The 19,087-nt window shown below is 69.2% G+C and carries 21 protein-coding genes; 11 read left to right on the plus strand and 10 right to left on the minus strand.

Going from position 1 to position 19,087, the window contains the following annotated elements:
• Positions 1–8 precede the first annotated feature (8 nt).
• The 6 genes from GY812_15375 to GY812_15400 form a co-directional block, all read right to left on the minus strand.
• On the minus strand, positions 9–1,214 hold the full coding sequence (locus GY812_15375; GenBank protein MCP4436861.1) for an isochorismate synthase: 1,206 nt from the start codon (positions 1,212–1,214) through the stop codon (positions 9–11).
• Complete coding sequence (locus tag GY812_15380) at positions 1,214–1,855, minus strand: ubiquinone/menaquinone biosynthesis methyltransferase (GenBank protein MCP4436862.1); 642 nt, start codon at positions 1,853–1,855, stop codon at positions 1,214–1,216. The genes GY812_15375 and GY812_15380 overlap by 1 nt, the downstream gene beginning before the upstream one ends.
• A gap of 127 nt (positions 1,856–1,982) precedes the next feature.
• Positions 1,983–4,367, minus strand: a complete 2,385-nt coding sequence (locus GY812_15385; protein MCP4436863.1) for a flippase-like domain-containing protein — start codon at positions 4,365–4,367, stop codon at positions 1,983–1,985.
• Between the two features lie 63 nt (positions 4,368–4,430).
• Positions 4,431–5,057, minus strand: a complete 627-nt coding sequence (locus tag GY812_15390) for an HAD family phosphatase (protein MCP4436864.1) — start codon at positions 5,055–5,057, stop codon at positions 4,431–4,433.
• A gap of 2 nt (positions 5,058–5,059) precedes the next feature.
• Complete coding sequence (locus tag GY812_15395; protein ID MCP4436865.1) at positions 5,060–6,586, minus strand: alpha/beta hydrolase; 1,527 nt, start codon at positions 6,584–6,586, stop codon at positions 5,060–5,062.
• A gap of 34 nt (positions 6,587–6,620) precedes the next feature.
• Complete coding sequence (locus tag GY812_15400; GenBank protein MCP4436866.1) at positions 6,621–7,010, minus strand: hypothetical protein; 390 nt, start codon at positions 7,008–7,010, stop codon at positions 6,621–6,623.
• Here GY812_15400 and GY812_15405 point away from each other — a divergent pair.
• Positions 7,009–7,818 (plus strand): NDP-sugar synthase, encoded by an 810-nt coding sequence (locus tag GY812_15405; GenBank protein MCP4436867.1) that lies wholly within the window; start codon positions 7,009–7,011, stop codon positions 7,816–7,818. The genes GY812_15400 and GY812_15405 overlap by 2 nt on opposite strands.
• 23 nt (positions 7,819–7,841) lie before the next feature.
• Here GY812_15405 and rlmN read toward each other — a convergent pair whose 3' ends face one another.
• Together rlmN and GY812_15415 are read right to left on the minus strand one after the other, a co-directional pair.
• Positions 7,842–8,924, minus strand: a complete 1,083-nt coding sequence (rlmN, locus tag GY812_15410) for a 23S rRNA (adenine(2503)-C(2))-methyltransferase RlmN (protein ID MCP4436868.1) — start codon at positions 8,922–8,924, stop codon at positions 7,842–7,844.
• On the minus strand, positions 8,921–9,502 hold the full coding sequence (locus GY812_15415; protein MCP4436869.1) for a GNAT family N-acetyltransferase: 582 nt from the start codon (positions 9,500–9,502) through the stop codon (positions 8,921–8,923). The genes rlmN and GY812_15415 overlap by 4 nt, the downstream gene beginning before the upstream one ends.
• Here GY812_15415 and nth point away from each other — a divergent pair.
• A complete protein-coding gene (gene nth / locus GY812_15420) occupies positions 9,471–10,289 on the plus strand; it encodes an endonuclease III (protein ID MCP4436870.1) in 819 nt (272 codons plus the stop codon). The two genes, GY812_15415 and nth, sit on opposite strands and share 32 nt — an antisense overlap.
• 334 nt (positions 10,290–10,623) lie before the next feature.
• Here nth and GY812_15425 read toward each other — a convergent pair whose 3' ends face one another.
• Positions 10,624–10,821 (minus strand): hypothetical protein, encoded by a 198-nt coding sequence (locus GY812_15425; protein ID MCP4436871.1) that lies wholly within the window; start codon positions 10,819–10,821, stop codon positions 10,624–10,626.
• A gap of 93 nt (positions 10,822–10,914) precedes the next feature.
• Here GY812_15425 and hisD point away from each other — a divergent pair, with 93 nt between their 5' ends.
• The 6 genes from hisD (at position 10,915) to hisF (ending at position 16,168) form a co-directional block, all read left to right on the plus strand.
• A complete protein-coding gene (gene hisD / locus GY812_15430) occupies positions 10,915–12,246 on the plus strand; it encodes a histidinol dehydrogenase (protein ID MCP4436872.1) in 1,332 nt (443 codons plus the stop codon).
• Positions 12,246–13,334, plus strand: coding sequence for a histidinol-phosphate transaminase (gene hisC / locus GY812_15435; GenBank protein ID MCP4436873.1), 1,089 nt, complete (start codon positions 12,246–12,248; stop codon positions 13,332–13,334). The genes hisD and hisC overlap by 1 nt, the downstream gene beginning before the upstream one ends.
• Positions 13,335–13,396: 62 nt before the next feature.
• Positions 13,397–13,996, plus strand: coding sequence for an imidazoleglycerol-phosphate dehydratase HisB (hisB, locus tag GY812_15440; protein MCP4436874.1), 600 nt, complete (start codon positions 13,397–13,399; stop codon positions 13,994–13,996).
• Positions 13,993–14,646 (plus strand): imidazole glycerol phosphate synthase subunit HisH, encoded by a 654-nt coding sequence (hisH, locus tag GY812_15445; GenBank protein MCP4436875.1) that lies wholly within the window; start codon positions 13,993–13,995, stop codon positions 14,644–14,646. The genes hisB and hisH overlap by 4 nt, the downstream gene beginning before the upstream one ends.
• 5 nt (positions 14,647–14,651) lie before the next feature.
• Complete coding sequence (gene hisA / locus GY812_15450; GenBank protein ID MCP4436876.1) at positions 14,652–15,389, plus strand: 1-(5-phosphoribosyl)-5-[(5-phosphoribosylamino)methylideneamino]imidazole-4-carboxamide isomerase; 738 nt, start codon at positions 14,652–14,654, stop codon at positions 15,387–15,389.
• Positions 15,386–16,168, plus strand: coding sequence for an imidazole glycerol phosphate synthase subunit HisF (hisF, locus tag GY812_15455; GenBank protein MCP4436877.1), 783 nt, complete (start codon positions 15,386–15,388; stop codon positions 16,166–16,168). The genes hisA and hisF overlap by 4 nt, the downstream gene beginning before the upstream one ends.
• A 40-nt stretch (positions 16,169–16,208) precedes the next feature.
• On the opposite strand, the gene GY812_15460 is transcribed toward hisF, so the two are convergent.
• Complete coding sequence (locus tag GY812_15460) at positions 16,209–16,820, minus strand: hypothetical protein (GenBank protein ID MCP4436878.1); 612 nt, start codon at positions 16,818–16,820, stop codon at positions 16,209–16,211.
• Between GY812_15460 and GY812_15465 the strand changes: the two genes are divergently transcribed.
• The 3 genes from GY812_15465 to GY812_15475 are packed head-to-tail and all read left to right on the plus strand — an operon-like array spanning position 16,772 to position 19,069.
• The gene (locus tag GY812_15465) at positions 16,772–17,851 is read left to right on the plus strand and encodes an LLM class F420-dependent oxidoreductase (protein ID MCP4436879.1); all 1,080 of its coding nucleotides are present in this window, start codon (positions 16,772–16,774) and stop codon (positions 17,849–17,851) included. The genes GY812_15460 and GY812_15465 overlap by 49 nt on opposite strands.
• Positions 17,852–17,859: 8 nt before the next feature.
• Positions 17,860–18,651, plus strand: a complete 792-nt coding sequence (locus tag GY812_15470) for a carbon-nitrogen family hydrolase (protein MCP4436880.1) — start codon at positions 17,860–17,862, stop codon at positions 18,649–18,651.
• Complete coding sequence (locus GY812_15475) at positions 18,641–19,069, plus strand: co-chaperone GroES (GenBank protein MCP4436881.1); 429 nt, start codon at positions 18,641–18,643, stop codon at positions 19,067–19,069. Before GY812_15470 ends, GY812_15475 begins: the two co-directional genes overlap by 11 nt.
• Positions 19,070–19,087: the final 18 nt, after the last annotated feature.

Genomic DNA, 19,087 nt, shown 5'->3' on the forward strand with positions numbered 1-19,087 from the left:
GTTCGAGACTAGATCCGTACGAGGTGTCCGAGGAGGGCCTGGGCCTTGGCACGCGTCTCGGCTAGCTCGGCCTCTGGGTCGGAGTCGGCCACGACGCCGACGCCGGCGAACAGCGAGGCACGGATTCCGTCCAACTGAACCGAGCGGATTCCCACAGCGAACGCGCCATTGCCGCTGCGGTCCACCCATCCGACCGGCCCGGCGTAGCGGCCACGGTCCGCGGGTTCGAGTTCGTGTTGGAGGGCCAGCGCGGCGTCGGTCGGATGCCCGCCGACGGCAGGCGTCGGGTGCAGCGCTGCAACGAGCTCCAGCACCGATGGCTCCGGAGAGCTGAGGTGCCCCTCCACGAGCGTGGCGAGGTGCTGCACGGGCCCCGCGGGTACCACCGACGGCGACGGCTCCGCGTCGAGGAAGGAACACCAGCCGAGGAGTGCGTCGTGGACGGCATCGATCGTGATCTGGTGCTCCACGCGGTTCTTGTCCGAGCCGAGCAGGTCGCCGGCGCGGCGCTGGTCGAGCTCCGGGTGCCCGGTGCGGCGGGTCGTGCCCGCCATCGGCTGTGCCCGCACCGTGGATCCGAGCCTCGACACGAGCAGTTCGGGGCTGGCACCTACGAACCCGTCAACCGCAAAGCAGAGCGCGGCGGGATTCACCTCGCGCAAGCGGTTCCACAGAGTGGCAGCGTCGAAGCGCTGGTCCCCGATGACCTCGATCTCGCGCGCGAGAACGACCTTGGTCAGGTCTCCGGCACGTATCCGGTCGCGTGCGGTGGCGACCGTGTCGCACCAGTCAGGTGCGGGCATCACGGCCCGCACCGACAACTCCGATGCTGCGTCGGGTGCCGAAGCGTGTCGTGCGGATCCCTCCGCGGGCCGAGTCGCGCCCGCGACCACCAGCACGTGCCGCTCGCCGTCGGCTGTGTGCACGTGAACCCTCTGGGGCACCGTGAACACAGCGGGAGCGTGACGGTCATAGGGGAGGGCGGCGAAGGCCACGGGGTCGGCATCGCCTCCGATGCTGTCGAGCGCCTCGCCGACCACGTCGACGTTGTCGGGCCAGGGGGCGGGCACCTCGATGCGCATTGCTTCGCCGGACCCCCAGAGCCGGCGCCGCGGTGAGGCGAAGGCCGTGAGTTCCGCGCCGGGTGACGGATCCTGCACGCCGGGCTGTTCGGCATCGGCGGCGCAGTGCATCCGTGGGTCGCTCCCACCCATCAGGAACCCGACCGGGTGGCGGTGATCAGCTGGGAGATACCGCCTGACAGCAGCTGGTGCGTGACCTCGGTGAACCCGGCCTCCGCCACGAGTCCCAGCAGCTCCGGGCGTGGCGGCAGGTACGCAACCGAGCGCGGAAGATAGGAATAGGCATCGGGATCGCTGAGAAGGCCGCCGATTCGCGGAACGACCTTGTTGAAGTAGACGTTGTGTCCAAAGGCCATGAACGGGTTGGGCGGTGTCGCCACGTCGAGCAGGGCGATGCGTCCATCGGGGCGCACCACCCGGGCGAGCTCCGAGAGGGTGGCGCCGAGGTCGGTGAAGTTGCGCAACGCGAACCCGCAGGTCGCTGCGTCCACCGAAGCGGCGGGCAACGGCAGCGCGCTCGCATCGGCCTGGAGACGCGGAAACGGGTGGGGTGCGGCTGCCAGCATGCCGAAGCTCAGGTCCACGCCGATCGGCACCATGTCGCGGTCGGCCAGCTCGTAGCAGAGGTCGCCCGTGCCGCAGGCGAGGTCGACGACGCGATCGCCCGCCCGGCCATCTAGCTGGTCGACCGCGTGTCGCCTCCAACGCACGTCCATGCGGAAGGTGAGGAGCCGGTTGACCACGTCGTAGCGCGGGGCGATTGCATCGAACATGGCACGCACCGACTGGGTCTTGGCGTCGCCCTCGGGCAGGTGCTCGGCACGCGACGGGATCGGTGCGGTCGTCTCTTCGGTCACCGCTTCAGCCTATGTAGGCCGGGGCATCGGTGGAACCCGGTGCTCACAGCTCGTCGTGGTGCTGCATCCACGTGAAGGAGAACCAGCCGGGCAGGATCGGCAGCCAGTAGGTCGCGAGCCGGAACGACAACGTCGCTGACACGGCCGCACCGGTCGACATCCCGTAACCGGTCAGCGCGGTGATCATCGCGGCCTCGAAGGCTCCGAGGCCCCCGGGGGTGGGGGCAACTGCCGCGAATGCCGAGGCAAGCAGGTAGCCGACCGCGATCTGCAGGACCGTCGGCCCCGCCCCGAACGCCTCTACCGCTGCAACCATCGCCACGAGGTAGCTGAGGGTCACACCCATCGAGCCACCGAGCAGCTGCAGCACCCTTACCGGATTGGTCAGCACGGCGCCGAGGGAACTCGCGGCAGACCGCACCGCTTCGCGCAGCGGCCCAAGGACCCGTTCGCGAAGGCCGCGGTGGAGCAACGAGAGGCCGATCCCCGACAGCACCACGGCCACGATTGCCAGCACCCAGGTTGCGTCGGGCAGGGAGAACTCGCCAACGGTGGTGCTGCCTCCCCACAACACCGCCACCAGCAGCAAGGCCAGGTGCACCAGGAAGCCCGCCAGGGTGTTGAGTGCCACGGAGGCCGCGGCGGAGGCGCTGTCGATGCCGGAACGCTGGAGGAATCGCACTCCCATGGCGATGCCGCCGGAGCTCGCCGGAGCGATGAGGGAGACGAAGCTTCCGGCCACCTCCTGGCGGAGCGCCCCGAGGTAGGGGACGGTGCTCGGCACAGCGCCCACGAAGGAGATCGCCGCGAATGCGTATGACGCGACGGAGCCCGCGATGATCCAGGGAGCCCATGCCCAGTCGGCCTGCACGAACGCGTCAGCGGTGCTGCGAAGGTCGGCCAGCTGGGGCAGCAGGATGTAGAACGCGACCGTGAGCGCGATGACCGTGACGACCGTGCGGGGTCGCACCCGCTCGATGCGTTCCAGTTCGGGGTCGGCGATGTCGCAGCGCTCCTGCAGTGCGGATCGAACCTCGTCGAGCAGGTCGCCCTTTCCCCGCAGGGCGCTTCGGGTGGAGCGGGGCAGCGCCAGAGGTTGCAGCAGCGGGTAGGCCGCGGCGACCGTCTCGGGGCCCAGCGCATCGACCGCCGCATCGACCGCGGCACTGGCGCCCACCGCAATGGCGGTGTCGGCCAGGAGCTGGGCGACGTCGAGCGCCCGCTCGCGTTCGTTGGTCGCCAGCCTCGCTCGGTGGAACCCCGTCAGCCAGGCGTCGCCGGACGGATCGATGATCACCCGGCGCAGCATCAGCCCGCGGTGAGCGATGCGTGAAGCATGCAGTCGGTCCAGCTGGGACCAGATGTCGACCAGCGTTTCGTGAACGAGATCGACCTCGGACGCCGGCGTGCCCTGGACTTCGTCCTCCATGACGCCGATAGTCTCCTCGCCGGCTGCGAGGATGCCGACGAGCCCCGGCACACGTGCGCCACTGCGGTCAGCCATCTCCACCGCAAGCGCCTCGTGCTCGACACGTTGGCGGATGGTGTTGAACGGCGCGTCGACCTCGTCGGGCCTCAGCCGCAGCGACTTCCACATGTGGGTCAGGGCGTCGGCAGAACGGTCATGCGAGGTGCGCAACCCGACATGGATGTCGCCACCGTCGACGCGGCGCACGCGGTAGGTGAGGGTGGTGTGGCCGCTGGGAAGCTGTCGCACGCGCACCGGCTCGACACCGGCCTCGCGCAGGGCGTCGACGATCTGGCGGCCGGACGGCTCCAGGCTGGGTGCCCCGCGCACCAGCAGCATCGCTGCGCCCACCGTGATGCCGATCCCGATCGCCGCGACCACGTCCACGGACGGGTCGCCGGAGAATCCGACTCGCAGCACGACGAGCACGACGAGCAGCGTCCAGCCCGACTGACGCCATCGGGAAGTCAGCCAGGGAGAACCGAACACGATCGCCGCCGTGACGCCGGCCATCAGGCCCGACGATGGGAAGTCGGGGTTGGCGCCGGACCAGGCCTGGACGCTGTCGGCGCCCGCGAGGACTTCGACCTGGTTGCGGGTGAGCAGCCAGCCGAGGGCCGCTGTGAGGGCGCTCGCCGCGACCGTGGTGGCGAAGAGCCACACGAGGAGTCGCCGACGGCGCGTCACCGCCAGGAACACCGCCACCCCGATGCTTCCGGTGACGACCGCTATCTCGACCACCCCGAGCACGATCTGTTCCCACCGGCTCGGCACGCTCGACAGTCCGGCTGCGATGTCCTCCTCGGCGCCACCGAGGGTGTTGTTGGCGAACAGGGCCAGCACGATTCCGACACCGAGCACGACGAGGCCACTGAGGAGCCTCAGTACGTCGCCGGGGGAGCGGATGCGGTCGGTGGGCGCGAGATCGAGTTGCACGTCGTCCACCGTGCTGGGGGCCACCGACTCAGCGTAGGCGTCGCCTTGCCCCGCGCTGGTGTTGCTGTGCTGATGCGCCACTTCAGCTCAGGCGATCAGATTCCGATCGGCCAGCGCCACGCGGAGCTGGCCGGGGTCGGTGAACCGTATGGCGTCCCAACCCCGTGCGAGGGCGGCTGCCACGTTCGCGGTACTGTCGTCGATGAAAGTCGCCTGCGCGGCGGTGAAACCGAAGTGCTGCTCGCAGTGCTCGTAGATTGATGGATCCGGCTTCGTGATGCCGACCTCTCCCGAGATGAGTACGCCCTCGAGCTTGCCCAGCGCCGGGTACATCTCGGGGATTCCCTCGAACGTGATGCGCCCCCAGTTGCTGAGGCCGACGCAGCGGTGTCCTGAGTGGCGTACCTCGTCCAGCAGTCGGGCGGACCCTTCGATCAGCGAGCCGAGGCTGTGGTGGAAGTGCTCCACGTATGCGTCGACCACCCAGCCGTGCCCCGGGTGTTGGCGTTCGACGATCTCGTTCACCTTCCGGGGCGACGCACCGCGGTCGATGTGCTCGTTCACCTCGAGGGTGAACACGGTCTCGCTCAGCTGCCGGGCAGCCTCGTCGGAGCCCGTGGCAGCCAGCATCGCCCCATGGCGGTCCCACGGGATCAGCACGTTGCCGAGGTCCCACACCACGACCCGGTCGCCGGTACCGCCGTCGGTGGCCACGCTCAGCAGCCCTGTCCGGCCGGCGGGAGCACCAGATCGATCAGGTAGTCGTCGATCGCCGCGCTGGCGCATCGGTTGGAGCCGTACGCGGTGTGCCCGTCCATGTCGACTTCGAGGAGCTGGCCGGAGTCGAGCGCTGCGGCGACCGCACGGGCGTTCTCGATCGGAGTGGCGGGGTCTCCGGTGTTGCCGACGACGAGTATCGGTGCCGCGTCGGGTGCGCTCAGTGCCCTCGCTTCCCCCTGTGGCTCCGCGCCCCACGTGGCACAGGGGAGCATCTCGTTGGCGATGGCTGCCCCGAAGCGTGATGACACGTCGACCGCTCGTGCCTCGAACTCCCGGTAGGTGGCGTGATCGGTGGGACGCTGCGAGTCGGTGCACACCACCGCCGCGTACGGCCCGTAGTCGGCCAGGTCTCGGTAGGACTCGGCCAGGCGGCGCAGCTCGCTCGCATCGCCGTCTAGTGCCTCGCCGAGGGCCGGACCCAGCGAGGACCAGCCGTCGGTCTGGTAGCCCGTGTAGAGCGCTGCGGTCGCCAGCTCGGACGGGCCGACGGAGCCGCCGTCGGCTTCGACCGGCGACTGCTCGACGCGAGTCGAGAGCGTGTCGTACGCGGCTGCGAGGTCATCGACGCCACATGGGCCTGCACCGACTGCAGCGCACTGTGCGGCCTGGGCGCTGAACACTGCGTCGAACGCAGCTGTCTGGCCGAGCAGGAACTCCTCGAACGCCTGGGATGGGTCCACCACGCCGTCCAGCACCATCGCGCGGATGTTGCCCCCGAACAGTTCGGCGTATTGCTGGCCGATGTGGGTGCCGTAGGAGAACCCGAGGTAGTTGAGTGGTTCCCCGCCGAGTGCGAGCCGGATCGCCTCGAGGTCGCGGGCAACATCTGCGGTATGCACGTGGGCCAGCATTTCGCCCTCGGCTGCTTCGCAGTCGGCGGCCACAGTCGCTGCGGCGGACTCGAGGGCTACGCGTTCTGCCTCGTCGTCGGGTGAGGAATCGAGGGCTTCGAACGCAGGAACCGAGTCGTCGCACTCGATCGGTGTGGATTCGCCCACACCCCGAGGATCCCAGCTCACCAGATCGAATCGTTCGGCGGCTGCATCGGAGAAGGGAGCCCATTGCAGGTACTCGATGCCGGAACCACCGGGTCCGCCCGGGTTCGACAGGAGTGATCCGATCCGGTCCCCTGACGCGGGACGACGGGCGAGCTCGAGCTCAATCTGGGCGCCGTCGGGGGCTTGCCAGTCGAGTGGCACTTCGAGGGTGGCGCATTGCATGCCCGGTCCTGCCGCCCGCGCGCACTCGCCCCACTCGGGGCGAGCGGGTGTCCAGCCGGCGGGGAAGCCGGCCTCGGGCGTGTTGTCTGCGGAGGCAGGCGGTGTGTCGGGCGCCGGCTCAGCCGACGAGGGTTCGTCGGAACCGGTCGAGCACGCAGCCGCTGCCAGCAGCAGGGCGGCCAGCGTCGCCAGGCGCACGGATCGGCGCCCCCGCGACTGTTCCCTCGAGCCGGCACGGGGCATCGGAAGCCATGATGTAGCCATGATCACTTCGCGCTCAGTCGAACCAGATCTTCTGGTGCTCCCGGGACTGCGAATGCAGCAGCAGCACGATCAGCGCGTATTCGAAAAGCGTGTTGACGAGGTTCGAGCCGAGGAATACGAACGCGATGTTGCCGAACAGTCCATCAACTCGGGCGCTGGCCACCAGCAGCCGCAGCACGAAGGGCAGGAACGCCACGCCGACCGCCACCTTGTATCCGAGTTTCTTCTCACTGGCTATGCCGGCAGCGCCGTAGACGGTGCCGGCGAGCACGAGGAGGCCGAGAATGCCGAGTCCGCCTGCCAGGAAGATCCCGAGCACCGCCCAGAACGCATTGAGGTAGAGCAGCAACTGGCTCATCACCAGTGTCTGGGGCAATCGGTTGTTGAACCAGCGCGTGGGCATGGCTGACAGTCTGGCAGGCGTGGCACTCGCGGCTGGAGCCGGCACCCGGCTGCGACCGCTCACCGATCTACGCCCGAAGCCGCTCTGCCCGCTCGGGGACAGGCCCCTCATCGACCACGCCCTGGGCGCGCTGTCGGCCGCGGCGGGCGACCTGGCGGTCAACGTGCACCACGGTGCCGATGCGGTCCGCGCGCACGTGCTCACTCCCGCGGGCCCGTGGAGTCCGCCACATGTCTCCTTCGAAGCCGGGGTACCCCTCGGCACGGCGGGAGCACTGGGGCAACTCCGAGACTGGATCGGCCCGCGCGACGTGCTCGTGGTCAACTCGGACACCTGGCACGGCGCCGACCTGAATCTGTTCGCGGAGTCCTGGGACCGCGGCAGCATCGCGGTGCTCACCGACACCCCAGGGCCGTTCGGGCCACGCAGCGGTGTCGTGGCATCGCTGCTCCCGGCCGAGCGGGTCGGCGCCCTGCAGAGCGTGCCGGGTGGCCTGTGGGAGGTGCTGTGGGCGCCCGAGGTCGCAGAGGGTCGCCTGGTGACGATGCACACCGATGCACCGGTGTATGACTGTGGGACCCCGCGGTCCTACCTCGAGGCCAACCTCGCATGGGCCGCGATCCATGGCCCGGGTGACAACTCAGGCGTGGCGCCGCACGCTCGTGTCGCCGATTCGGTGCTGGGAGAGGGCGCTGTGGTGGAGGGCTCCATCGACCGTTGCGTCATCTGGCCGGGTGCGCGGGTGGCAGCCGGTGAGAAGTTGCGCGGAGCAATTCGGGCTGACCACCTGACCGTGCTGGTCAGGTGAGACCTGCCGGGCAGCCCCGGCCTTCAGCGCCGGCGCGGGCGTTCGATGGGCGTCGCCTCATGGCCGGCGCGTAGCTGGCCACATGCGGCGTCGATTTCAGATCCCCGGGTGTCGCGGATGGTGGCATTGACTCCGGCATCCACAAGCCGTTCCCGGAAACGGTGTACCCGGTTGCGCGAGGAGCCCTTCACCGCGTACCCGGGCGTGGGGTTGAGTGGGATGAGGTTGACGTGCGCACCCAGTGGGCGGGCGAGAGCTGCCAGGCGGTCGGCGTCCTCGTAGCGGTCGTTGACCTCGGAGATCAGCGCCCACTCGAAGCTGACCCGGCGACTGGTGACCGCGAGGTAGTCCGAACAAGCGGTGATCAGCTCGCGTATCGGCCACCGCCGGTTGATCGGAACGAGTTGGTCGCGCAACTCGTCGTCGGCGGCGTGAAGCGACACGGCGAGGTTCACCGGCAGGTCCTCGGATGCCATCCGTCGGATGCCCGGCACCAGCCCGACCGTGGACACGGTCAGTCGCCGTGCTCCGATACCCATGTCGTCGTGGATGCGTGTGAGCGCAGCCCAGGTGGCGTCGTAGTTGGCCAGCGGCTCGCCCATGCCCATGAAGACGACGTTGGACACGCGCCTGGGGCCGCCCGGATGCTCGTTGGCCCGCCGTTGGGCCCGCACCAGCTGCTCCACTATTTCGCCGGCTGTGAGGTGGCGCTCGAACCCGGCCTGGCCGGTGGCGCAGAAACTGCACGCCATCGCACACCCGGCCTGCGTGGAAACGCACACCGTGCACCGCTCGGCGGAGCCGTCGTCGCGGTCGTAGTGCATCAATACGGTCTCCACCGTGGCGCCGTCGTGCAGCTCCCAGAGGAACTTGACGGTCTCACCGCCGTCGGCGACCGACTCGGCTGCCGGGTCGAGGGCGGCCGGAAGCTCCTCGGCGAGGCGCTGCCTGAGCGCCTTGGGGAGGTTGGAGATGTCCGCAGGGTCGAGGGCGTTGGCATACAGCCCCTCCCACAACTGGTCCAGCCGGTAGCGCGGTTCGCCGTCGAGCAGCGTTGCCAGCGCTGCGCGGTCAACGTCGTACAGCGTGCTCGGGCGCGCGCTCACGAGTAGCCGCCCCGTCGCTCGTGCAGGTGGAAGCCCATCCGCTCATACATGCGCCGTGCCGGCTCGTTCGCCTCCTCGGTGTAGAGCACAGCCGTGCCGAGGCCTTGCTCGGCCAGGTGGTCGAGGCCCGCAGCAACAAGGGCGGGGCCGAGCCGGCTGCCCTGGCTGTCCGGGTGTGCTGCGATGACCCAGATCTCGCCCAGTGGGGGATCACCTGCCGCGATCACCTCGGGCTCGAACTCGTCGTGCACTCGCGTCCAGCAGAATCCGTCGAGCGTCCCGTCGGTTCCGGCGTGCACGAGGATCCCGGATGGGTCCACCCAGCGTTGCGACATCGCCTCGGCCAGTCGGCCCCTGTCCCATCCTCCCTGATCGGGGTGCCATGCGAACGCGGCATTGTTGACCTCGAGCAGCTCATCGGTGTCGCGTCCGGGATCGAACGGCCGCGTGGTGATGGCGGGGATCCCCTCGCGGGCCGTGTCGTCGAGTGGCAGCGCCCGGCGCAGGGCGACGATGGTGCGCAAGCGGTGCTTGCCGACCGCCCGCATGGCTTCGTCGGTGTCGCCATCGATGGTCAACCACTCGAGAGTGCCTGCCGGTGGGAGGCCCGAGGGGACCGCGGAACTGCTCACCGGTGCCAAGGTACCTGCCAGTGCTGTGTCCCCCGGGCCGTATTGTCATGCGATGCCCAGATCAAAGCACCCGGTTGATCCACCCGACGGCGTCAGGCGGCCACGTTCGGCCCGGGGACGCGCCCGCTGGACCAACGACCTGCTGGCTGTCGAGTATCCCGACGCGACGTGCGAGCTCGACCACTCCAACCCCTATGAGTTGCTGGCGGCCACGATCCTCTCGGCCCAATGCACCGATGCGAGGGTCAACATGGTCACCCCCGCGCTTTTCGAGCGGTACCCCACGCCTGCGGACATGGCTGTCGCTGAGCCCGAGGAGCTCGAGGAACTGATCCGATCGACGGGGTTCTTCCGCTCCAAGGCGCGAAGTCTGCTCGGAATGGCAAACACGCTGGTGGACGACTTCGGCGGAGAGGTGCCCGGCGCCATGAAGGACCTGGTCACGATCCCGGGCGTGGGCCGCAAGACGGCCAACGTCGTGCGCTCGGTCGACCTGGGCCTTCCGGGCCTGCCGGTCGATACCCACGTGTTGCGCTTGTCCCGGCTGCTGGGCATCACCGAGGAGACCGATCCCGTCAAGGTCGAGATGGAGCTGAACCCGATGGTCCCCGCCATGGAGCGCGGGGAGTTCAGCCTGCGGATGATCCTGCACGGCAGGCGTGTGTGCATCGCCCGCCGCCCCCGGTGTGCGGAATGCACCCTCGCGTGGTTCTGCCCGTCGGTCGACCCATGACGATTGAGTGCCGCACTGTGCGATCTGTTGTGTGGCCACTCCAAACCAATCGATCGGTTGGTTTTGTCCGTCGACAGTCAGGCGAGAACCACGGTCGGTGGCCGGTTTGCGGCCAAACGTGCGACCTCGGACGCGGTGCGTGAGATAGTCCCAAAAGTCCCACCAAAAGCGGCTTGGAGGCGCTCGACAGTGGGCACGACATTGTGCTGGAATCGGGTTCACCAGGTTCCCGCCACCTGGAACGCGATCTTGGGCTCCCGCCGCCCGAATCGCACGACCGGCGCCCTTCGGGGCGCCGGTCTCGCGTCCGGGCATCCACGACGGTGGCGACGGCTCAGTTGCCGCCGGGCAACCCGTTGAGCGCACGGATGAGTCGCCGGTTGGCGGAGCGCAGGTGGCGCTCGATCTCGTAGAGGTCACCCAGCAGGTCGTCGCGGTCGGTGCCCTGGATCTCGCCGGCCGCGGATTCGACCCGCTCGAGCATCTGGTCGAGGGTTGAGGACAGCGATGTGAGGTCGGCCTGCAGCGACATCTGCCGGTTCTACCACCGCGGCGCGTTCGAACGAGCCTCGGGGTGCACACAAAGCGTTCGCGGTCGCCGCCACACAATCGGTACGTTGGCACCGTGGCCGCCGACTCCCCCAGACGGGGAACCCTCAACCGCATAGACCTGCGCGGAGTGCACGACCTCGCCTCAGGGCTACCGAGGCCGTCGGTGAACGACGAGAAGCCCACCGATGCAGTCCGCTCGATCCTCCAGGCCGTGCGCGATGGAGGCGATCAGGCGCTGGCAGAACTAACGGAACGCTTCGACGGCGTCAGGCCGGCCTCCCTGCGGATTCCCGACGGGGAGATCCAGGCGGCGCTCGAGTCGACCCCCGAAGACGTGCGTTCCGCACTGGAGCTGGCCCGCGAGCGTGTGGTTGCGCATCACGAGGCGCAGCTTCAGGACCCCGTGGCCCACTCCGGCGACGGCATCGACATCGAGTCCTGGCAGAGCCCGGTCGCATCGGCAGGGTGCTATGTGCCCGGTGGCCGGGCCGCCTACCCCTCGACCCTGTTGATGACCGCGGTGCCGGCACTCGTTGCAGGGGTAGACCGGGTGGTGGTGTGCGTACCGCCCGATGGCGACACCGGCTCCGTGGCGCCGGTGACCCTCGCTGCTGCCGGCATCGCGGGCGTGCACGAGGTGTATGCCGTCGGTGGCGCCCAGGCGATCGCGGCACTGGCGTACGGCACCGAGTCGATCGAGCCGGTCCATGTGGTGTGTGGACCCGGGAACCTGTGGGTCGCCGTCGCCAAGCAGCAGGTCTCGGGTGACGTGGGTGTGGCGGCGGCGTTCGCAGGGCCGTCCGAGGTGGTGGTGGTGGCCGATGACTCCGTGCACGCCGACCTCGCTGCGATCGACATCCTGTTGCAGGCAGAGCATGGTCCCGACGGTCTCGCATGGCTTGTCACCTGGGACGAAGCAGTCGCCGACGCCGTTACGGAGTCGGTCGAGCGGCTGGCAGCGGCGGCGGACCGGCGCGACGAGATCTCCGCGACCCTGCAGCGCTCAGGCCACTGCGTCCTGGTGGACACGCCCGAAGCCGCCATCGCGGTGTCCGACATCGTGGCACCCGAACACCTCGAGTTGCTGTGCCGCGACGCGGGTTCGCTTGCGCGGCGAGTGCACAATGCCGGCGCAATCTTTGCGGGGCCTTGGTCCCCGGCGTCGGTGGGGGACTACCTGGCCGGGCCCAGCCATGTGCTGCCCACGCACGGCAGTGCCCGCTTCGCTTCGGCGCTCACGGTCGACGACTTCCTGCGCCACCACCACCTGGTCACCGTCTCCGAGGAAGGCCTGAAGCAGGTCGGCCCCGCCGTGGCCACATTGGCCGATGCCGAAGGACTCGCCGCCCATGCCGACTCGGTGCGCATGCGCCTGGGCGACAGCCAGCCGCGCGAGGAGCACTGATGGCACGCCCGCAGGTACGTGAGGACGTCGCCCTGATGGCCGGCTACCACTCACCGCAACTCGACGTGGCGGTGAGGCTCAACACCAACGAGGCGCCCGAGGCTCCACCGGCCGGATTCACAGCAGAGCTGGCAACAGCACTGGGTGACCTCGACTGGAATCGCTACCCCGACCGAGCCGCGCTCGATCTGCGCGCCGACATCGCGCGCCTCGAGTCCGCCGCGGCCGGCGGCAACCTGGATGCGGCCAGGGTGTTCGCAGCCAATGGCTCCAACGAGGTACTCCAGAGCATCTGCCTCGCCTATGGCGGCGCCGGGCGCACCGCCGTGACCTTCGAGCCCACCTATGCGCTTCACTCCCACATCGCCCGTGTGTGCGGCACCGATGTGGTCTCGGGCGAGCGCTCGAACGACTTCACCCTCGACATGGCCGAGGTGGAGCGGGTGGTCACCACCGAGTCGCCTTCGATCACCTTTCTGTGCTCGCCCAACAACCCCACCGGCGGCGTGGACGCACCCGAGGAGATCGCAGCGGTGCTGGAGATGGTGGAGTCGGTCGACGGCCTGCTCGTGGTCGACGAGGCCTACGGCCAGTTCGCACCCCACAGCGCCCTGTCGATGGTCGCCGAGGGGCGATCGCTCGCCGTCACCCGCACGTTCTCGAAGACCTGGTCCGCTGCCGCGCTGCGCCTCGGCTACCTGGTGGGGCCGACCTGGCTCATCGAGGAACTCGAGAAGGTGGTTCTGCCCTACCACCTCGACGCAGCCAAGCAGGTTGCCGGGCGCCTCGCCCTTCAGTTCGGAGACGAGATGGCAGCGCGCGTCGCCCACCTCGTCGAGGAACGCGGGCGCGTGGCTGAAGCGTTGGACGCCATGGCGGTCACCCAATGGCCATCGGGGGCCAACTACATCCTCATCCGACCCGACGAGGTAGCCGGCGAGGATGTCTGGCAGCGCCTGGTCGACCGCGGGGTGCTGGTGCGGAACTGCTCCAGCTGGCCGCGCCTGGCGGATTGCCTGCGGGTGACGATCGGCACTCCTGTCGAGAACGACGCGTTCCTCGAAGCGCTGAGCAGCTCGCTGGGCTGAGCCAACAGCGCCCCTGGGAACCGCCTTGCCGCGCACCCGGTGTGGTCTGCGATGCTTGGGCGGTGAGTGACACCCCCCGAAGCGCCACTGGCAACCGCCGCACGGCCGAGACCGACATATCGGTATCGGTGACGGTCGACGGCGAGGGCCGCACCGACTGCAACACGGGCCTGCCGTTCTTCGACCACATGCTCGACCAGCTCGGGCGCCACAGCGGCATGGACCTGACCGTCGCCGCCGACGGCGACCTGGCGGTCGACGCGCACCACACCGTGGAGGACTCCGGCATCCTGGTCGGCACCGTCCTCGCCGACGCGCTCGGCGACAAGCGCGGAGTGAGGCGCTTCGCCTCGATTCGGGTGCCGCTCGACGAGGCGGTGGTCGAGGCCGTTCTCGATCTCTCGGGTCGTCCCTTCGTGCACTACGAGGTCGAGCCACCCGGCCAGAAGATCCTTGGTGACCCTCCCTTCGACCCGCAGCTGATGGAGGAGTTCTGGCGGGCATTCGCCGGCTCGGCCGGTCTCACGCTGCACATCGAACTGGTGCGGGGCCAGAACACGCACCACATCATCGAGGCATCGGTCAAGGCCGTTGCCCGTGCACTGCGCGACGCGGTGCGGGTGGAGGGCGCAGCAGTGCCCTCCACCAAGGGCGTGCTGTGAGTGACCCTGCAGGTGGGCCACAGGGATCCCCGCGCCCCGCATTGGCGGTACTCGACTACGGGATCGGCAACCTGCGTTCCGCCGAGAAGGCGCTCCAGCATGCAGGCGCCGATGCATTCCTCACCTCGGATCCCGACGCCGTGGCGCAGGCCGATGCAGTAGTGCTGCCCGGCGTGGGTGCCTTCGGACGATGCCGCGAAGCCCTCGCCGAGACCCGGCTCGACAAGGTCGCCCTCGATGCCGTCGCCTCCGGCAGGCCGTTCCTCGGCATCTGTGTCGGCATGCAGCTCCTCTACGACGGATCCGAAGAGGCGCCGGGCGCGCGCGGCCTCGGCGTGCTGCCCGGCACCGTCATCCGGCTGCCAGACGGGGTGAAGCATCCCCAGATGCAATGGAACCGGCTGCGGGTCCGCAGCGATTCCGCGCTGCTGCGCGGCCTGGGAGCAGATCCGTGGATGTACTTCGTGCACTCGTTCGCCCCCGAGGTCACAGTCGACGTGGTCGCCACATGTGACTACGGGGGCGAGGTCACCGCGATGGCACAGCGCCACAACGTGATGGCCACCCAGTTCCACCCCGAGAAGTCCTCGGCCGCGGGACTCGCGCTGCTCGCCAACTTCGTCTCGCTCGCGGCCGGCTCGGAGGCCTGACAGCCATGGACCTGTACCCCGCGATCGACCTGCTTGGCGGCCGCTGCGTCCGGCTCTACCAGGGCGACTACGACCGGTCGACCACCTACGGCGATGATCCTGTGGCCCAGGCGCGCGCCTTCGAGGCCGAGGGCGCTCCCTGGATCCACGTCGTCGATCTTGATGCCGCGCGCAGTGGCGAGCCCACCAACCGGGAGGCGATCGGCGCGATCGCGTCCGCGGTCGACGTGCCGGTGCAGACGGGCGGAGGTGTGCGCGACCGTGCTGCTGCCGAGGCGCTGTTCGACCTGGGCGTGTCGCGGGTGGTCGTGGGCACCGCGGCACTCGAGAATCCGCAGTTCGTGGCCGACCTCGCAGCGCATCGGTCCGTCGCCGTGGGCCTCGATGCACGCGGCCGTGATGTGGCGGTACGCGGCTGGGTGAGAGGGTCGGGACGCGACCTGCTCGATGTGGCGGCCTCGTTCGCCGATGCGGGCGTCGACGCGCTCGTGGTGACCGAGATCGGCCGCGACGGGACGCTCGAGGGCCCCGACGTCAACGGCCTTGGCGAAGTGCTGGCATCAAGTGAGATCCCCGTCATCGCGTCCGGTGGCGTGGGGCGCCTCGAGGACCTGGAAGCCCTCGGCGCGTTGTCCGCGGATGGGCGCACGCTGGCAGGTGCCATCGTGGGGCGGGCTCTCTACGAGGGATCGTTCGGAGTGGCACAGGCCGTGGCGGCATGCGCAGCAGGGAGTGCGTCGTGAACGTGGCGCGCGTCATCCCTTGCCTCGACGTCGACGCAGGCCGGGTGGTCAAGGGTGTCAACTTCGTGGGCCTGCGCGACGCAGGTGACCCCGTGGAGTTGGCGGCCCGTTACGACGAACAGGGGGCCGACGAGCTGGTGTTCCTGGACATCACGGCGTCCTCCGATGACCGCGACACCACCCTTGAGATGGTGCGGCACACCGCCGAGGAGGTCTTCATCCCCTTCACCGTCGGCGGTGGAATTCGCACCATCGAGGACGCCCGGCGGATGTTGCGCGCAGGTGCGGACAAGGTGGGCGTCAACACCGCGGCGGTCAATCGGCCCGAGGTGGTCGGCGAGATCGCATCGGAGTTCGGTGCCCAGTGCGTCGTTGTCGCGATCGATGCCCGGCGGCGGCAAACCGAGGGGCCCGAAGCCCACGACGGCCCTCCGTTCGAGGTGTACACCCATGGCGGGCGCAACCCGACGGGCATCGATGCCCTGCAATGGGCCGAGCGCGTGGCCGGCCTCGGTGCCGGCGAGATCCTGCTCACCTCGATGGACCGCGACGGCACCCGTATCGGCTTCGACAACGAACTCAACGCCGAGGTGTCCGCGGCAGCGCCGGTGCCGCTCATCGCTTCCGGCGGCGTGGGCAACCTCCAGCACCTGGTGGAAGGGGTTGTCGACGGAGCGGCCGACGCCGTGCTTGCAGCCTCGATCTTCCACTTCGGTGAGCACACGGTAGGCGAGGCAAAGCGGGCGATGGCCGACGCCGGCATCAGGGTTCGCATCTGACGCGTCGTGCACACGCATGCCGCGTCCACATGAGCGGCGCTCAGTCGTGGTCAGCCGCAGCGCGGTCGCCATCGGGTGCCGGGCGCACCAGGTCGACCACGGAGTCGGCGAGGGAGTGCAACCGGCCCGCCAGGAAGTGATCGGCGCCCTTGATGACCGCAACGCCGGTATTGACCCAGCCTTCGACCGCGACTGCCGCGGACTCGGGATCGCGGAACTGGTCGTGTTCGGCAACGAGCAGGTGCTTGGGGCGGGGATCGCGTCCCGCGACGTCCGCGATGCCGGGCTGTGACAGCGGGGGAGTCACACAGACCCAGCCGAGCACGTTGGGGTCATCGACCAGAAGCGACACATCGGCGCCGAAGGACCAACCGACGAGCCAGACCGGCATCTCCGTACGAGCGCACTGCTCGGCGATTGCCGCCCTCACGTCGTTGGTCTCATCGCTGCCGCCACCGAACGCGCCGCCCGACCGCCCAGCGCCCCGGAAGTCGAATCGCAGCACTGACACACCCGAGTCCGGCAGGTGGGAGAAGAGGTGCGCGGTCACCGGTGAGTGCATGTCGCCACCCATCTGCGGATGCGGGTGCAGCAGCACGACCGATGCATCAGGGTCGCCCTGGGCGTCGGCGGTTTCCGCTGCAAGGTCCACCCCGTCGGACGTTCTCAGCTCCAGTACGGTCATGGGGCAACGGTAGGGCAGAGCAGCAGCGCCCCCGCCGCTTTGGCGACCGGCGCTTCGAGGTGGAGGACAACGTGGACCTGCGAGTATTCACCGAGCCCCAGCAGGGCGCCGCCTACGCCGACCTCCTGGGGGTCGCCACCACCGCGGAGCGGTTGGGGTTCAGCGCGTTCTTCCGCTCCGACCACTACCTGAAGATGGGCGACATCAGCGGCCTGCCGGGCCCGAGCGACGCATGGACCACGCTCGGCGGCCTGGCGCGTGACACCGAGACCATCCGCCTCGGCACCATGGTCACGTCCGCGACGTTCCGCCTGCCGGGCCCGCTCGCGATATCGGTGGCCGGTGTCGACGACATGTCGGGCGGCCGCGTCGAGTTGGGCATCGGCGCCGGCTGGTACGACGACGAGCACCACAACTACGGCATTCCGTTCCCGGCGACGGGGGAGCGCTTCGACCGCCTCACCGAGCAGCTCGAGATCATCACCGGGCTCTGGGAGGCAGCGGTGGGCTCCACGTTCAGCTACCACGGCAGCCACTACCGCGTCACCGACAGCCCTGCGCTCCCCAAGCCCGTCCAGCAGCCGCGCCCGCCGATCATCATCGGCGGGTTCGGTCCGAAGCGCACTCCAGCGCTGGCCGCGCAGTTCGCCGATGAGTACAACGTGCCATTCGCCGACGCGGCGACCACCGCCCAACTCGGACACAACGTCGATGCCGCATGTGAGGCGATCGGGCGTGAACCCGGCGATGTGCTGCGTTCCGCCTGCCAGGTCGTGTGTGTGTCCGATGACAAGGCGGTGCTCCAGAGGCGTGCCGATGCGATAGGGCGGGGGCTCGATGATGACCTGCGCGCCAACGGGGTGGCCGGGTCGCTCGAGGAAGCACGCGAGCGGGTTGGCGAGTTCGAGTCCCTGGGGATCGAACGGCTGTACCTGCAGGTGCTGGACCTGTCGGACCTCGAACACCTCGAGGAGTTCGCATCCCTCATGGAGCCCTGATGGCACGCCTGGCGGTTGCGGTCGTGCAACACGACATTGCATGGGAGAACCGTGCGGCGACGCTTGCAGCCCTCGGGCCGGTGGTTGCGGGCGCCGCCCGCGACGGTGCGCGCCTGGTCGTGCTGAGCGAGATGTTCTCGGTCGGGTTCTCCGCAGACACCGCCGCCATCGTCGAAGGTCCAGAGGGCCCTTCGACGACGTTCCTGGTGGACCACGCCGCGAGCCTCGGGGTCTGGGTGGTCGGCTCGGTGTGCATCGCCGATGGCGAAGCGGAGCTGCCCCGCAACGTGGCCGTGCTGGCCGGACCCGATGGTTCCGTGCACCGCTATCCGAAGCGCCACCTGTTCTCCTATGCAGGTGAAGACCAACGCATCGGCCCGGGGTTCCAGACGCTCACGGTCGACATCGATGGCGTTCGTACGTCGGTGTTCGTCTGCTATGACCTGCGGTTCGCGGATGACTTCTGGCAGCTGGCGGAAGCCACCGACGCCTACGTGGTCGTTGCCAACTGGCCGGCGGCGCGCACGTCGCACTGGCGGGCCCTGCTGGTCGCCCGGGCGATTGAGAACCAGGCATGGGTCCTGGGCGCCAACAGGGTCGGCGCGGGCGGCAACATCGACTACGAGGGCGACTCGCTGGTGGTCGATCCGCTGGGTGAGGTGGTGGCCGACGGCCATGGGCTCGGCGAGGCAGTGCTGACCGCGACCGTTGACACGGCGCGTGTGGCCGAGGTGCGCGCCCGGTACCCATTCCTTGCGGATCGCGTGGTGCCGGTACCCTCGATGCCTGATGACGACTGAGCCGGACACAGGCAACCTGGACGATACCGAAGAGGACCTCGGCACCGGCGAGGCCGCAGCGCAACCGGACGCGGGTGGTTCGACCACCAGCACCAGGCGGGCCGACAAGGTGCCGGTGCGGATGCTGAGCGACCGGATACTCGTGCAGTCCGAGGGCGGGTCGGGTGAGCGACGCACCAACAGCGGCATCCTGATCCCGGCAACGGCGCAGCTGGCCAGGCGGCTGGCATGGGCCGAGGTGCGAGCGGTGGGGCCCAACGTGCGTGCGGTGGAGGATGGCGACCACGTGCTGTACAACCCCGAAGAGGTCTACGAGGTCGAGGTGCGTGGTGACACCTACATCATCCTGCGCGAGCGCGACCTCCACGCGGTGGCCTCCGACCGCCTCGGCGAGCAGCACACCGGCCTCTACCTCTGACACGCGCACGAGGCTGGC

This window comes from Actinomycetes bacterium (genome assembly GCA_024222295.1).
Lineage (GTDB): Bacteria > Actinomycetota > Acidimicrobiia > Acidimicrobiales > Microtrichaceae > JAAEPF01.

What these genes read in the sequence shown, in the direction of transcription:
- GY812_15375 (MCP4436861.1), bottom strand. Translation starts at nt 1,214, where the DNA reads ATGGGTGGGAGCGACCCACGGATGCACTGCGCCGCCGATGCCGAACAG.
- GY812_15380 (MCP4436862.1), bottom strand. Translation starts at nt 1,855, where the DNA reads ATGTTCGATGCAATCGCCCCGCGCTACGACGTGGTCAACCGGCTCCTC.
- GY812_15395 (MCP4436865.1), bottom strand. Translation starts at nt 6,586, where the DNA reads ATGCCCCGTGCCGGCTCGAGGGAACAGTCGCGGGGGCGCCGATCCGTG.
- GY812_15405 (MCP4436867.1), top strand. Translation starts at nt 7,009, where the DNA reads ATGGCTGACAGTCTGGCAGGCGTGGCACTCGCGGCTGGAGCCGGCACC.
- GY812_15400 (MCP4436866.1), bottom strand. Translation starts at nt 7,010, where the DNA reads ATGCCCACGCGCTGGTTCAACAACCGATTGCCCCAGACACTGGTGATG.
- nth (MCP4436870.1), top strand. Translation starts at nt 9,471, where the DNA reads ATGGCTTCGTCGGTGTCGCCATCGATGGTCAACCACTCGAGAGTGCCT.
- GY812_15425 (MCP4436871.1), bottom strand. Translation starts at nt 10,821, where the DNA reads ATGTCGCTGCAGGCCGACCTCACATCGCTGTCCTCAACCCTCGACCAG.
- hisC (MCP4436873.1), top strand. Translation starts at nt 12,246, where the DNA reads ATGGCACGCCCGCAGGTACGTGAGGACGTCGCCCTGATGGCCGGCTAC.
- hisA (MCP4436876.1), top strand. Translation starts at nt 14,652, where the DNA reads ATGGACCTGTACCCCGCGATCGACCTGCTTGGCGGCCGCTGCGTCCGG.
- GY812_15465 (MCP4436879.1), top strand. Translation starts at nt 16,772, where the DNA reads ATGCATCAGGGTCGCCCTGGGCGTCGGCGGTTTCCGCTGCAAGGTCCA.
- GY812_15475 (MCP4436881.1), top strand. Translation starts at nt 18,641, where the DNA reads ATGACGACTGAGCCGGACACAGGCAACCTGGACGATACCGAAGAGGAC.